This window comes from Streptomyces sp. NPDC057002, from assembly GCF_042673825.1.
Lineage (GTDB): Bacteria > Actinomycetota > Actinomycetes > Streptomycetales > Streptomycetaceae > Streptomyces.
Window position 1 is genome coordinate 919647 of record NZ_JBHURZ010000001.1, and the last position, 13827, is coordinate 933473.

Genomic DNA, 13827 nt, shown 5'->3' on the forward strand with positions numbered 1-13827 from the left:
CCCTCTGCCCACCGGAGTACCCGATGAAGATCACACATTTCGGACATGCCTGCGTGCTGGTCGAGATCGAGACAGACGGCGATACCGCCCGGCTGCTGTTCGATCCGGGCACCTACTCGACCGGCTTCGAGGACGTTCGTGACCTCGACGCCGTATTGATCACACACGAGCACCCTGACCATGTCGACGTCGAGCGCCTGGGACCGCTGCTCGGCGCGAACCCCGCGGCCCGGCTGATCGCTGACCCTGGCAGCAGCACGCTGCTGCGGGAAGCCGGTCTGCGGCACGAGACCGTCGGCAAGGACGACACCGTCACGGTCGCCGAGGTGCCGATCCAGGTGCTGGCCGGCGATCACGCGGTCATTCATCCCCAACTGCCCTGCGCCCACAACAACGGCTACCTGGTCGACGGTCGGCTCCTTCACCCCGGAGACGCCTTCGTTCTCCCGCCGCAGCCGGTGGACGTACTGCTGCTGCCGACCGGCGGGCCGTGGATGAAGGCCAGCGAGGCCATCGACTACCTGCGCGCGGTATCCCCACGCACCGCGATTCCCATCCATCAGGCGGGACTGGCCCCGGTCCACCAGCAGCTGCACCAGCAGCTGTTCCAGAACCTGGGCCCCGAGCAGTGCAGCGTCCAGGCACTGGACCACGGCACAGCGACCACCGTCTGACCGGCGGACCTCGGACGAGGTCCCGCCCGATCGCAGGGATCGGACGGGACCTCCGTCATGCTGAGGCCACTCTTCCCGACTCACTGGTGCCGAGCGGCATCAGGTGACTTGGCGGAGTTGCTCGGGCCCGGCACATGTGGCGGCCTCCGTGGTGTCGCGGCCCTGACTGCGGGCCAGAAGGAGGACGGCGAGCGCCCCGAGCCCGGCGGGGACGGCGAAGGCGTAGAAGCCGACCTTCGGCGATGTGAACAGCGCGACGGCAGCCGACAGATACATCGGACCGACGATGGCCCCGGCACGGCCCAGCCCCAGTGTGAACCCCATCCCGGTGGCGTGCAGCGCGGGCGGATAGTGCGCTGCCATGCAGGCGACCACGAGACTCTGTGTGCCCATCGAGCCGACGCCCGCCAGCGCGGAAAGCAGGAGGAGCAGAGGTCTCGGCTGATCGGTGCTCAGGGCCAGGAGGGCTGCCGCGCCGACCAGGAAACCGCCGACGGTGACGGCGCGCAGATGCCCTTTGTCGCCGAGCACGGACAGGCCGATGCTGCCGACGATGGCACCGAGGGTGAAGGCGATGAAGAACTCCATCGCCGAGTTCAGGTCGTAACCGGAGCGCATCATCACCGTCGGCAGCCAGGTGCTGGTGCTGTAGATGAGAGCGAAGGACATGAAGGTGGCCAGCCACAGGACCAGCGTGGTCCGGCGCTGCCCCGGCGCGAGGAGTTCGAGGGGCCGGGGCCGCTCGGCACGCGGCGCCCGGCCCGTTCCCGCGGAGGCGGGCAACAGGCGCCGGACAACGGGCACCAGCAGAAGGGGCAGCGCGCCCACCGCGAATATCCACTGGAAGGGCGTCTGCGGCAACAGAAGCCTGCCCATCACGGCCGAGACCGTGCCGCCTACCCCGATGGCGGCCATGACGACCGCGATGCACAGGACCCGCCTTCTTGCGGGAGCGTGATCGGCGACCAGCGCGGCGATGAGCGGTGCCAACGCGCCGACGCCGACGCCGGTGAGAGCTCTGGCGACAGCGAAGGTCGCGAGGTTGGGGGCCAGTGCGGCCAGCAGCATGGCTGCCGAGATCAAGGTGAGGAACAGCGTCAGCGGGCGGCGTCGGCCGTACCGGTCACCCATCCATCCGGCGAGCATCGAGCCGACGGGCATGCCCAGGGCTGTGATGCTGCCCAGCGTGCCGAGGGTGCTCGGCGTGACGTGCCAGTCGTCGTACTGGAGCAGCGAAGGGCCGACGGTGCCGAGGGCGAACAGGTCGTACCCGTCGATCAAGAGCACCGCGCCGGCAAGCAACAGAATTCCGTACGGTCTGTGTGGTCGCTCGAGGTTGGCAAGGCTGGCGGACATATGCGGCTCCGAAATGCCGTAGAACAACAGATCTTGCGGCCGGGGAGTGTTGTCTCCTGACCGGCCTCGCCTTCGGTGCGTCCCATGCCACAGGCATGACCGAAGTGACACCCCAGCAGCTCGGGGGATGCGGTGCTACCAGCGCCGGTCGGCCAGGGCGGAGCGCACGCGCGAGCACCAGAATCGGTTCTTGCGATCAGGTCCGGAAACAGACTTCCAATGTTTCACGATACGGAACACTGACCCGTTTCGTGGAACGCTAGCAGGCGGATTTCCGCCCACGCAAGCATCCGGAACACACCCAGCCTCTCCAGCACCCCTCCCTGACCCAACAGAGATTCCCGTGCCGACCCCTTGCCGCTGCATTCATTTTGGTGTCACTCTGGCGCCCAATGTTCCGCACCATGCGACATCAATCCACAGTGGAACCACGAACTACCGGTTGCTGCGCGTCGAAACCCGCGCCACCGTCATCGCACGGAGGACCAAGTAATGAGCATCCCCGACCTCTCGACGGCACGGCGCATCGCACCGCCCGATCCCGACGTCGAGCCGTTGAAAGTGAACGTGTACGAGCAGATGGCCAAGGCCGCCTCGCAACTCGCGCCACTGTTCCCCTACGACCACGCCGGCGCGATCGTGCCGTGCGGCAACGTCCTTGTCGGTGGTCCCGAACAGGCCTACGGACAGTTCTTCCACTGGAACACCGTCTCCGAGGTCGTCGTCTGCTACGGCTCCCACAACTCGCCCCTGGCTCCGGGGCAGATCATCGCCACCCAGAACCTCCACGGCGTCAACTCCCGCCTGTCCGACGAGACCGACAGCGACGCCGTCGCCGTCATCGTCGTCACCCAGCACCAGGCCGAAGAGGGCGACCAGACCGAGGCCATGATCGCCAAGTGTTCCGGCTGTCATGCGGAGCTGCTGCGGCACGAGTACGACGCGAGTCCGCCCCGCGCGCCCCACAAAGACATCCGCCAGTTCCCCACCACCGTCGGGTCGGCCCGCTTCGCCGAGCTGCGCAACACCGACGAGATCCGCACCTGCCGGGAGTGCGGCCTCGTCAATGACCCTTTCTCCGGCAACACTTGGGGCTGGGCCAGGCAGGTCGCACAGACCACAGCCGTTCAGGCCGCCCAATTGGCACTGCGTCAGGCGGCGCCGGTCTCGTCCACGTAGTGGGGTTCGACACGTCAGATTCTCTGAAAGCTCATCCCCCCACACCGCTCAGCGGCAGCCGTTCGCGGCAGTCGACCGGCACTCGACAGTCGTGCGAGGCGCTCCCCGAGGTCACACGCTGTGCACCACGTGCTTGACTTCCTGGAACTCGGCCAGCGCCCGAGGTCCGTTGAGGCGCCCGACCCCGCTCTGCTTGAAGCCGCCCTCCTCCATCTGGTCCCGGATGACGCCCCAGCCGTTGGTCCACACGGTTCCCGCGTCGATCTCACGGGCCACACGCAGCGGACGGTCCACGTCACGCGTCCAGACCGAGGCCGCGAGGCCGTACTCCGTCGCGTTGGCGCGGGCGATCGCCTCGGCCTCGTCGGCGAAGACCTCGAAGGTGGCCACCGGGCCGAATACCTCGCGCTGTACCAGGGGCGCCGACACATCGTCGACCTCGACGAGGCTCGGGCGCACGAACGCGGCCTCACCGTTCGGGTCGGCGAGTCCGCCACGTACCAGGATCTTGCCGTAGGACGCCGCGTCGGCGACCAACGCATCGATGCGCAGGGCCTCTTCGCGGTCGATGACGGGCCCCATGCCGGTGTCCGGGTCGTCGCCGGCGCCGACCACGACCTGCTTCAGCGCGGCCGTCATGCGATCCCGAAGCTCGTCGGCGATGCCCTCCTGGGCGAGGATGCGGCTACCCGCCATACAGAACTGTCCTGCGAAGGTGGTGACAGCCGCCGTGAGTACGGGAACCACGGCATCGAGGTCCGCGTCGTCGAACACGATCATCGGGGACTTGCCGCCGAGTTCGAGCGAGCAGGGCTTGAGGTGACAGGCGGCCTCCGCCATGATCAGCCGTCCGACGGCAGTGGAGCCGGTGTAGCTGATCACGTCCGTGCCAGGGTCCGACACCAGCAGCGGCGCGCCCGAGTTCCCGGACTCGGTGAAGGCGTTCAGCACCCCGGGCGGCAACGAGGCGGTCTCCGCGATGATCTCGTAGAGCAGCCCGTTGGTGAGCGCGGTCTGCGCGGGCATCTTCATGGCCACGGTGCAGCCGGCCGCGAGCGCCGGAGCGAAGGAGCGCACGGCGAGGATCACCGGGGAGTTCCACGGCACGATCACCGCAGCCACGCCGATCGGCTGATGGAGCGTCATGGAATAGGAGCCGGAGGCCAGTTCGGCCGCGCGGCCGGTGTCCGTGAGGGCGAGCGCGGCGTTGTAGCGGAGTTTGGGAATGGTCGAGTCGATCTCCATGGCGGCGTCGGCGAGCTTCTTCCCGTTCTCACGGGAGAGCAGAGCCACCAGCTCGTCGCGGCGTTGCTCCATCCGGTCCGCCATCTCCAGCAGCGCCCGTGCCCGCAGCTGACGGTCGCGCGCCCAGCCGGTGCCCGCGAAGGCCCGGCGCGCCGCGTCGATCGCCGCCCTCGCGGTCACTTCGCCCGCGTCGGCGAACGTGCCGATGACCTGGCCGGTCGCGGGATCGCGCGACTCGCCGATCGCATGACCGTCGCACCATGTGCCGTCGACGAGATTGCGTGCGTACAGGAAAGTCATGACCGCGTGCCCTTCGGTATGTCGCCGAAGCGGATCACCGGCTTGATCGTGCGGCCGGAGCGGGCTTCCGCCACGGCTTTGTCGAGCTCGTCCGGCGCGTAGAACCGCACGAACTTCTCGTATGGGAGCCTGCCTTGGCGTACGAGGCGGACCAGCGCGGGGATGAAGGTGATGCGGTCGCTACCGCCCTCGGTCACACCGCGGATCGTACGGCCGTCGATGAGCGCGTTGATGTCGAACGAAGCACGGCTGCCGGCCGCGGGTGCGCCGATCACGGCGACGGTTCCGTATGTCTTGATGGCGGTGGCCGCCAGCTCCAGGAGCGGTGGTGCGCCAGTCGTCTCGACGACGTAGTCGACTCCCACACCACCCGAGATCTCGGCGAGGCACTTGCCGAGGTCCTCGCTTCCGCTGTCGATGGTGTGGGTGGCGCCCAGTTCGGTGGCCAGGGCGAGGCGGGAGGGGACGACATCCGCGACGACGATGTCCCCGGCGCCGCTCAGCCGCGCGGCCATGACGGCGGAGAGTCCGACGGCGCCGGCGCCGAACACCGCGACCGTCTCACCCGGGTTGGGGCGCAGCAGGTTCAGGACTGCGCCGACTCCGGTCTGGATGCCGCAGCCGACGGGCGCGAGCAGGGCCAGTTCCTCCTCGTCGGCGGCGTCGACGCGTACGACGCTCTGCGCCGACACCAGCGCGTGCCGCGCCATGGACGACTGGCCGAAGAACAGGCCGCCGAGCGGTGTCCCGTCCTCGGTGTGGACGGGCGTGGAGCCGTCCGGACGTGCGGCGCCGAAGTTCAGCGGGAAGAACGTCCCGCACCGTGTGGGCGCGCCGGTTCGGCAACTGTCGCACCGGCCGCAGGAGTTGAACGAGAGGACGACCTTGTCTCCGGGGCTGACGCCGACGACGTCGGCGCCGACGGCCTCCACCACACCGGCTCCCTCGTGACCGAGGACCGCGGGCAGCGGGGTGGGCAGGCGCCCGGCGAGAACGGAGAGGTCGGTGTGGCACAGCCCGGTGGCGACGAGTCGCACCAGGACCTCGTCGGCACGGGGGTCGTCGAGCACGACGCGTTCCCAGTGGAACGTGTCCTCTCCGACCCGCGCCACGGCGGCCGTTGTCGGTGTGGGCAAGGGAACTCTTCTCTCTGTACGGAAACCCTGTACGGAAACCGAAGGGTGAAGGTGGAGCGCGGGTCCGGAGGGTCGCCGCTCCCTGCGGCGACCCACACACGTCGACGCCCGTCGGCGCGGGCCCTTAGGCAGGGACCGGACTCGACCAGCCGAACGCGGCGAGGTCAACCTGCGGGTGCACGGCCTTGCACGAACCGCAGGTACGGACGGTCTCGTCGGCCGAGAAACGCGCGCACGCGGCCGCGTAGAACTGGGAGGGCGACACCTCGTTGTCGTGCTCCCACTCGTAGCGGTGCAGCTCCGTGCGGCACTCCGGGCAGTACCAAACCGCGCCCTGGCGTCCGGCCTTCAGGGCCATGTACCGGATCACAGCTCCCGCCTCGACGGGGACGATCTGGTGCGGGGTGCCGGCGGGGATGTAGACGTGATCGCCGATGGACATCCGGAACCGGTTCACCGAACTGTCCCTCAGATGCACGTCGCTGCTGCCGGACAGCTGACTCAGAACCGTGTCCTTCTCACAGATCAGATGGAACGGCTGGGGCAACTCGTTGTGCGACAAGTAGAGCTGGGGATCCGTGTCCGCCGGCAGCACGGCCGCGTCGGCGTAACTGCCCAGCTCTGACGCGACCTTGAGCGCGTGGAGCATCCGTCGTCGGTTCGTCATCGGCCGGCCTCCTCGAGTGCGGGCTGCGCTGATTTCCGCAGCGCGTGGTAGGCGGCGTTCACCGCGGTCGTCTGGGCGACCTGGCGGGCCCAGCCCCACCGTGCGCCCGGGAACGGCGTGTTGACGTGGCCGCACTCCTTGCAGGTGCGCCCTTCGTCGGTGTTGCGGATGTCGGCGAACGTCGCCGAGCCGACCGTCGTGGCGAACTGATGGACCGGGTCGTCGGCGCTGCCGTACCGTGCGGCGTCGTAGCCGGGCAGCCCGAACGGTGTGGCGTCGTACTCGTGCCGCACGATCTCCGCCTTGCAGTTCTGACAGCGGGCGATCAGTGCCTCCGACTGGTCACCCTCCTCCGACTGGTGCTGGGTGACCACGATGACGGCGTAGGCACCCTCCTCCTTCTGGTCGCGGAGGTAGGAGTTGACACCATGCAGGTTCTGGGTCGCCATGATCTGCCCGGTCGCCAGCATGGACTGGTGCGCTCCGTAGACGACGACGACTTCGTTGACGGTGTTCCAATGGAAGAAGTGCCCGTACTCCGTCTCCGGGCCGCCGATGAGGACGTTGCCGCACGGCACGATGGCGCCGGCATGGTCGTAGGGGAACAGCGGCACCAGTTGCGCCGCGGCCTGAGCCATACGCTGGTACACGTTGACCTTGAGTGGTTCGTGGTTCGGGTTCGGCGGAGGGATCCGACTCGTCTCCTCCAGCAGCAACGTCTCGGTGTTGGGCTCGCTCATGGCAACCCCTCTCACGATGATGTATCACGATACGGAACAGCGATCGCTATTCTGATACCGAAATCGGTAACATGGCAAGCATCGAGCGACAAGAAAAGTGTCCGCCCGGAGGTTCCGCCCCTAGCGCAGCGAGATCAAAAAGCGCAGGTCACTCAGGATGCGCAGACGACGACGGCCGCCCCGGAAATCTCCGGGGCGGCCGTCGGTCGATGCCGGGGGGCGTCAGTCGATTCGCTCGCCGAGTTCCTGCGCGATGCGCGCGGTGGCAGCCGCCGCGACGGCGATCCACTCGTCGTCGACTCGGGACTGGGGTGCCGTAGTCGCTATGGCCGCACGAGCACGCCCACGCTTGTCACGGATGACCACGGCAACCGCGCTCACGTCGGCTTCGCTCTCGGCGTTGTTGATCGCGTAGCCGCGGCGTCGGACCTCGGTGAGCTGCTTACGGAGTTCATCGCGGGTCTGGGGCGCGCGCGAGGTGGGGGCCTGGAGATCCTCCGAGGGATAACGGACCACGAACTCCTCCTCTCCCAGCTCGGCGAGGAGGGCCTTCCCGGCCGCGGTCGCGTGGGCGGGCAGTGTCCAGCCGGTGCGACTGCCGGTGCGTACGACCTGATTGCTTTCGACGCTGTCGACGTAGAGCACCTCCGCCCCGCGGAGGGTCGCGAGGTGTACGGTTTCGTCGGTCTCATCGCGCAGTCGAACGAGGGCACCGTGGGCGAGCGTCCGGATGTCCATGTTCGCCACGACCGACAGACCGATGTCGACGAGCGCGGGCCCCGGCTTGTAGGCCCGGGAGAACTCGTCCTGCGCCACGAAGTGATGGTGGCTGAGCGTGGCCAGCATGCGGTGGACCGTCGAGCGTGACAGCCCCATGTCGCGAGCCACCTGATTGACCCGGATCATCTCGTGGTCCTCGAACATGCGCAGGAGCCGCAACACGTTGTCGACAGCCCCGATCAATCCGGCCGGACGGTCGGCGGAACTGGGCTCTTCGCTGTTGGTCCCCGGGTTCTGATCCACGCAGAGCACAGTAGCGCAGGGATTTCCAGTCTCCGCACCCCTTGCGGTTACGTTCCAACAAACGGGACAGTGTTCTGTATCATGACACATAGCTACGACGAGGGAGTCCTGCCATGCCTCTGTTCCTGAGCCTCCACCAGGCCCCGGGCCTCGCTGTGGAAGAGATCGCGGGGAACGCACCGGAAGTCGCCCAGCAGGTGCACGCGACCTTCCGGCAGCTGTACGTGAACACCGGGACCGGGTTCATCGTCTCCGTCTACGAGGCCGAGAACGCCAAGGCCGTCGAGGAGGAGTTCGAACGCATCGGCTTCCCCTTCGACGCCATCCACGAGATCGACTTCACCCAGAACTCCGCGGAGCTGGCCGAGATGGTTGCGCAGGCAGACCGTGTCTGAGGCACCCGTTGTCGATCGCCCGATCACGCTCCACTTCCGAGGAGACTGGGGCCAGGCCAACCTCCACCGGATCTGCGGCTGGCTCGCCCAGGAGATCGGCGATCGTGTCCCCGAAGGTTCCCGCTTCGCCGTCTGGTCCGGCCGTGGAGGCATGGACCAAATCGAGGCGCTGCGCGGCGGGGAGGCCGACATCGCCCTCGTCACTCCGACGGCCGCGGTGCAGATGCTGCACCGCGCCGGCGACACGAAGGGGCTCGCCGCGCTGGGGGTGGTCGGCCAGCGCGACCGGCTGGTCGTCGCGGTCGACGCGGCCCTACCGGTGAACACGGTGGCTGATCTCGCCGGCATCGCGGACCGGTTGACAATCGCGACCTCGCCGGACGACGGCGTCAACCTCATCGGCTTCGCCGCGCACAAGGCGCTGCGCCTGGCCGGAGTCGACCCCGACAAGCTCACCTTCCGCTACGACGAACGACCGTTCCCGGCGGTGGCCCGCTTCGCGGCGGGCGAGGCGAACGTCCTCATCCACGAGGCGGTGATGACTCCCGCGTGGCAACGCATCGAGCGCGTTCGACCGGTCAAGTACCTGCCCTGGGGGGATGAGGTCCTGCACGCCTTCGCGGCCGACGGCTGGCCGGACGCGGTGGTGGAGGCCGGATACCTTCCCGGACTGACCGACCATCTGCGCACGCTCGACTTCTCCGACTTCGCGGTGCTGTGCCGGGAGGACATGGAGGACGACGTGGCCGCCCTGGCCACCTGGTGCATGGTGATGACGCGCCGTGCCCTGGAGGCGCAATACGCCCATCTGCCGGCCGACCACTCACCGGTCACGTACCCGCTCGTTCCCTCCGACATGGCGCGAGCCCCACTGCCGCTGCATCCGGCTTCGGCGCGCGTGTACGAGGAACTGGGGGACAGCGAACTGGCCGACGGCGCCCCGATCTGGAAGTGACGAGGAGCAGAGATCATGATCCAGCTTGCCCATCTCGACGAGTCCACTCCCTACCCACAGCAGCTCCAGGGAGAGGAAGGCCCCATCGTCCTGATCAACACCTTCACGGCCCCCGACGGCAAGGTCGACGAGGTCGTCGAGGCATGGACGTGGGATGCCCGGTACTTCCAGAGGCAGCCCGGATACATTTCCGCCCAACTGCACCGCGGTACCGCCGGAAGCCGGGTACTGGTGAACGTGGCCGTCTGGGAATCGGTCGCGCAGCTCCGGGCGGCCTTCGCGACGGAGGAGTTCCAGAAGGCCCGCTCCCACTATCCCGACGGTTCGGTCTCCTACCCTCACGTCTTCCAGAAGGTCGCCGTGGAGGGCGTCTGCGTCGCGTGAACGACCCCACGCGCGTGAGGTGAGGTCCGTCGTACGACAGGAGCGCAGAGCCAACGGTGACTCTGCGCTCCTGCGAGCGCCCCGCGACGCGTCAGGATTCGCGCGGGGACGGCCCGTGGCAGATAGTCGGAACACCCCTCGCCAAGCCCCCGCGACCACCTCATCCGGAAGATCGGCGTAACCCCGGCGGTGTCGACGCCGAGGAGTTCACCCGCACGCTTGCGGAACTCGCCGTCGACGAGCACGGTGTGGACGGCGCTGGGTCCGGTGTAAAAGATCAGCGTGGTCACCGGGACGGGCTCGGACCGGGTCCGGGGAGATCACGGCGATGTCGGCCGCCTTCCCGGCCGCTAGCGTGCCCACTCGCCCTGGAGCCCGACCGCCCGCGCGCTCGACACCGGCCGCCCCGCCGCGCTCGACGAGTCTGCGCGCGGCGAACGAGCCGAGGCCCTTCCCGCCTTCCGTGCTGGGCGTGGTGACCACAGCGATGCCCGTGCGGGCCATGACGTCGACGTCGTCCTCGCCGAGGTCATTGCGGTGCGACAACACCGTGCCCTCGTCGAAGAGCCCCTCCTCCACCCCAGCTCAGCGCAGTGCGCCGTGACGAGCGCGGACCCCGAGCAGCCGGACGCGCGAGAAGAGCGACTGGGTGACGTCCGGAGACAGGTGGGCGGCCGTCTCCGGCAGCGCCGTTTCAGGAGAGGGGAGGCGTGGCCGCATCCCTGGTGTGGATGAGGTGCGTCGCCCGCCGCGTCACCGACGCCGACGAGGCGTTGCTCCAGGGCGCCTGATCACGAACTGCGCTCCGTGACACAACGGGTGCGCTGGACCCCGAGTCCGCCGATGGTCGACTCCATGACGTCGCCGTCGCGCAGCAGGATGCCCCGCAGCACGCCGTTGCCGGTCGGGCTGCCCGTCAGAACGAGGTCACCGGGGAGCAGCCGGGCGGTCTGGGAGACGTACGACACGACCTGCGCGATACTGAAGATCATGTCCTTGGTCGACTCGTCCTGCATGGTGTCGCCGTTGACCTTCAACGTGAGGCGCACATCCTGGGGATCGGCGATCGCCTCGGAGGGCACGATCCACGGCCCCAGCGGAGTGAAGCCGGGCGCGTTCTTGCAGCGCAGCCAGTCCGTGCCCATCGCGGGGATGTCCTTGCGGAAAATACTGGCACGGTCCGTGAGGTCGTTGGCGATCGTGTATCCGGCAACGCATTCCAAGGCCTCGTCGACGGACAGCTGATAGGCCGGCCGCCCGATGACGGCCGCCAACTCCAGTTCCCAGTCCGGCTTCCTGGCCCAGGCGGGAATGACGACGTCGTCGTACGGGCCGGTGATGGCGCCGGGCAGACCGATGAAGACGTAGGGCTGCTCCTCCACCGACCGCCTGTCCATCTCCCTTTCGAGGTCGGCTCGCGCCTCCTCGACGGTGCGCTTGTCATCGGCCGGACGGTAGATGATCTCCATCTCGATCGCGTGCTGCCGGTAGTTGCCACCGGCCTGGAAGACCTGGACAGGCTCCACAGGGGCATGCACGCGCAGCCCTTCCAGCGAGAGCCACTCACCCGAGGTGTCGCCCGCGAGAGCCTTCAGCCGGGGCAGCACCGCGTCCCAGCGTTCAAAGAGTGCACGGGTCGTCAGGGCCGGCTCGTCGAGTGCGATGCGGAGGTTCAGCACCCGCCCCGCAGGGATCACAAGCCCGGGGAAAGACTCCCGGTCCGGGACGGACAACGTGCCGAGGGCGAAGGAACCGGCGAAGGGCGCCAGCGTGGTCACAGCATTCATGTGTGTCTCTTCCTGCTCTGCCATGTATCTAATCTGGCCCGGCAATCAATAATCAGGGAAATAGATTCTTGGTATGTGCTTTATTGATGAAACCAATACCCCTCAGGGTCCGGGGCCCCGATGAGCCTCGCCAAGCTCGACCTCAACCTCCTCGTCGCGCTCCGCGCCCTGCTGGAGGAACGCAACGTCACCCGCGGGGGGGGGGGGGCGCTCGTCCGCGCGCTCCGTCAGGAGGCACCGCGGGTGCGGCTGCGGTTCACCCAGACACCGGCCGACATCGTCGCCTCCGCCGCGACCGTGCTGAGCGCCGTCGACGGCGTGCTCATGCCGCACGGGATCATCAGCGGGTTCTTCGCCGAGGACAACACCGAGGTCGGCGACCGTCTCCCCTGGACGACTGGCACGGCTCCCGTGGGTGACGTATCAGCGTGTCTACGACGCCCCATCCGTCCACCAGCTCGGGTTGCTGGGGATCGAGCCGAACGTCGGGATCTCTGTGGACAGTTTCCAGGTGCTGCCGTTCCTGGTGGCCGGCACCCACCGCATCGCTATGGATGCCATCAAGGAGTTCGGGCTGCTGCTCAAGGCCCTGACCCGCGAATCGGACCGCCGGATCAACGAACTGCTCAAGCCGCTGGAGATCACCGCGAGCCAGGCCGAGGCGCTGCAGCTGCTCGACCGGTACGGTCCGCTCTCCCTGGGCGAGTTGGGCACTCTGCTGATCGCCGAGGGCGGTCACCCGAGCGGCTGGTCGACCGCATGGTCGCCTCCGGACTCCTGCGCCGCGAAACCTCCAGCGACGACCGTCGCCGCGTGGAGATCTCCTGCACGGCCCGCGGCAGCGAACTCGCCCGGGCCGCACGTGAGCGCAAGGAGGTTTTCCGTTCCTGGGTGCGCGACCAGTTGTGCGGCCAGGACCTCACCGCCACCGCCGCGCTGCTGGAGAGCTGCCTGCGCGACACCCAAATGGCGGAGACGGTACGAGTCCGCCGCGAACGCGCGCTGGCCGAGCGGGACGCCGGATCCCTCGTCCGAACGGCGGCCGTCAGGGACCTGAGGGCTCGACGATCGGCCAGTGCGCCTCAGGACGCGTGAGGGTGAGCCCGAAGGCCTTGGTGACGGTGTCGGCATCGGTCGGGGCCATGGGGTGCGCCATCAGGTCGGCGACGGTGTGGGGCGGCCCCGGTACGGAGGCGGGCCGCTGCAGGGGCATGCGCTCGACCGGCACGCGATGCCCGTTGATCAGCTCGGGCAGGTCCGCGACCGCGAACTCGCTCGGGCCGACCAGCTCGTAGGTGCCGGCCACACCGCGCCCCAGAGCAGCCCGGGTCAGCGCGTCGAGAACGTCCGCGGAGTGGGTGGGCCGGAAGCGCTGAGTGCCGTCCCCGATGACGCGCACCGGGGCGCCCGGCGCCTGCTGGCGGAACAACAGCTCGAACGGGGCCGGCGCCTCACGCCCGCCGACGACCGCGTGAATACGGAAGATCACGTGGTCGCCGGCGATCCGTATCAGCTCTTCGGCCTGGCCTTTGGCCCTGACGTACCAGTTCTCGTGCGTGGGGTCCGCGCCGACGTAGGACACGTAGACGAGGCGCGCGGCGGGATTGACCGACTCCATCACCTGGCGGGTGGTGGCGACCATGCTGGCTTCGTAGGTCTCCCAGTCGGCAGCCGCGAACATCCCGCAGAGGTGGACCACCGCCGACGCCTTCGCCAGGACGTCGACGGCCCGCTGCGACCGCGTCCAGTCGTCGACGACCTCGTGGGCGGGCAGGTCCTGCGCGGTGCGGACGAACGCCACGACCTCCACGTCCTGCTCGGCCAGGCTCGACAGCAGATCGAGTCCGGTGCGGCTGTTGGCTCCGGTCACGACGATGGGACCGGTGGATTTCGACATGGGATGCCCCTTTCGATCTTCATATGGGCGAAATCATGATGAATAGCACATATTCACAGGGCATGCGTCCCTCGGCATGCCGGCCGTCC

15 protein-coding genes and 1 pseudogene are annotated in these 13827 nt (G+C 68.3%); 7 read left to right on the forward strand and 9 right to left on the reverse strand.

Annotation, left to right across the window (positions count from 1 at the left end):
- The first annotated feature begins 23 nt into the window (after positions 1–23).
- Positions 24–674, forward strand: coding sequence for an MBL fold metallo-hydrolase (locus ACFT32_RS04155; RefSeq protein WP_382485605.1), 651 nt, complete (start codon positions 24–26; stop codon positions 672–674).
- 99 nt (positions 675–773) lie between these two features.
- Here the strand turns inward: ACFT32_RS04155 and ACFT32_RS04160 are convergent, their stop codons facing one another.
- On the reverse strand, positions 774–1976 hold the full coding sequence (locus ACFT32_RS04160) for an MFS transporter (protein WP_382485608.1): 1203 nt from the start codon (positions 1974–1976) through the stop codon (positions 774–776).
- Positions 1977–2522: 546 nt separating this feature from the next.
- Between ACFT32_RS04160 and ACFT32_RS04165 the strand changes: the two genes are divergently transcribed.
- Positions 2523–3209 carry a hypothetical protein gene (locus tag ACFT32_RS04165; RefSeq protein ID WP_382485610.1) on the forward strand — a complete coding sequence of 229 codons (687 nt, stop codon included), beginning with the start codon at positions 2523–2525 and terminating at the stop codon, positions 3207–3209.
- 111 nt (positions 3210–3320) lie between these two features.
- Here the strand turns inward: ACFT32_RS04165 and ACFT32_RS04170 are convergent, their stop codons facing one another.
- From ACFT32_RS04170 to ACFT32_RS04190, 5 genes are all read right to left on the reverse strand, one after another.
- Entirely contained in the window at positions 3321–4754 is a 1434-nt protein-coding gene (locus ACFT32_RS04170) for an aldehyde dehydrogenase family protein (RefSeq protein WP_382485612.1), read from the reverse strand.
- Complete coding sequence (locus ACFT32_RS04175; protein WP_382485614.1) at positions 4751–5890, reverse strand: NAD(P)-dependent alcohol dehydrogenase; 1140 nt, start codon at positions 5888–5890, stop codon at positions 4751–4753. Before ACFT32_RS04175 ends, ACFT32_RS04170 begins: the two co-directional genes overlap by 4 nt.
- Before the next feature lie 124 nt (positions 5891–6014).
- Positions 6015–6557, reverse strand: coding sequence for a hypothetical protein (locus ACFT32_RS04180; protein ID WP_382485616.1), 543 nt, complete (start codon positions 6555–6557; stop codon positions 6015–6017).
- Positions 6554–7297 (reverse strand): hypothetical protein, encoded by a 744-nt coding sequence (locus ACFT32_RS04185; RefSeq protein ID WP_382485618.1) that lies wholly within the window; start codon positions 7295–7297, stop codon positions 6554–6556. The genes ACFT32_RS04180 and ACFT32_RS04185 overlap by 4 nt, the downstream gene beginning before the upstream one ends.
- A gap of 222 nt (positions 7298–7519) precedes the next feature.
- Entirely contained in the window at positions 7520–8320 is an 801-nt protein-coding gene (locus ACFT32_RS04190) for an IclR family transcriptional regulator (RefSeq protein WP_382485621.1), read from the reverse strand.
- A 113-nt stretch (positions 8321–8433) separates the two neighbouring features.
- Here ACFT32_RS04190 and ACFT32_RS04195 point away from each other — a divergent pair, with 113 nt between their 5' ends.
- From ACFT32_RS04195 to ACFT32_RS04205, 3 genes are read left to right on the forward strand one after another with little or no spacing between them, the layout of a single operon-like run.
- Positions 8434–8715, forward strand: coding sequence for a nickel-binding protein (locus ACFT32_RS04195; protein ID WP_382485624.1), 282 nt, complete (start codon positions 8434–8436; stop codon positions 8713–8715).
- On the forward strand, positions 8708–9670 hold the full coding sequence (locus tag ACFT32_RS04200; protein ID WP_382485627.1) for a TAXI family TRAP transporter solute-binding subunit: 963 nt from the start codon (positions 8708–8710) through the stop codon (positions 9668–9670). Before ACFT32_RS04195 ends, ACFT32_RS04200 begins: the two co-directional genes overlap by 8 nt.
- A 15-nt stretch (positions 9671–9685) precedes the next feature.
- The gene (locus ACFT32_RS04205; RefSeq protein WP_382485630.1) at positions 9686–10054 is read left to right on the forward strand and encodes an antibiotic biosynthesis monooxygenase family protein; all 369 of its coding nucleotides are present in this window, start codon (positions 9686–9688) and stop codon (positions 10052–10054) included.
- Positions 10055–10639: 585 nt separating this feature from the next.
- Here ACFT32_RS04205 and ACFT32_RS04210 read toward each other — a convergent pair.
- Positions 10640–10774: a hypothetical protein gene (locus ACFT32_RS04210; RefSeq protein ID WP_382485633.1), complete on the reverse strand. Its 135-nt coding sequence runs from the start codon at positions 10772–10774 to the stop codon at positions 10640–10642.
- 71 nt (positions 10775–10845) lie between these two features.
- Positions 10846–11841 (reverse strand): fumarylacetoacetate hydrolase family protein, encoded by a 996-nt coding sequence (locus ACFT32_RS04215; protein WP_382485636.1) that lies wholly within the window; start codon positions 11839–11841, stop codon positions 10846–10848.
- A 120-nt stretch (positions 11842–11961) separates the two neighbouring features.
- Here ACFT32_RS04215 and ACFT32_RS04220 point away from each other — a divergent pair.
- Both ACFT32_RS04220 and ACFT32_RS04225 read left to right on the forward strand, forming a co-directional pair.
- Positions 11962–12394 (forward strand): annotated as a pseudogene (locus tag ACFT32_RS04220) (hypothetical protein); the annotation flags it as partial.
- Between the two features lie 206 nt (positions 12395–12600).
- A complete protein-coding gene (locus ACFT32_RS04225) occupies positions 12601–12936 on the forward strand; it encodes a hypothetical protein (protein WP_382487097.1) in 336 nt (111 codons plus the stop codon).
- Here ACFT32_RS04225 and ACFT32_RS04230 read toward each other — a convergent pair.
- Positions 12887–13738, reverse strand: a complete 852-nt coding sequence (locus ACFT32_RS04230) for an NAD-dependent epimerase/dehydratase family protein (protein ID WP_382485639.1) — start codon at positions 13736–13738, stop codon at positions 12887–12889. The genes ACFT32_RS04225 and ACFT32_RS04230 overlap by 50 nt on opposite strands.
- Positions 13739–13827 lie beyond the last annotated feature (89 nt).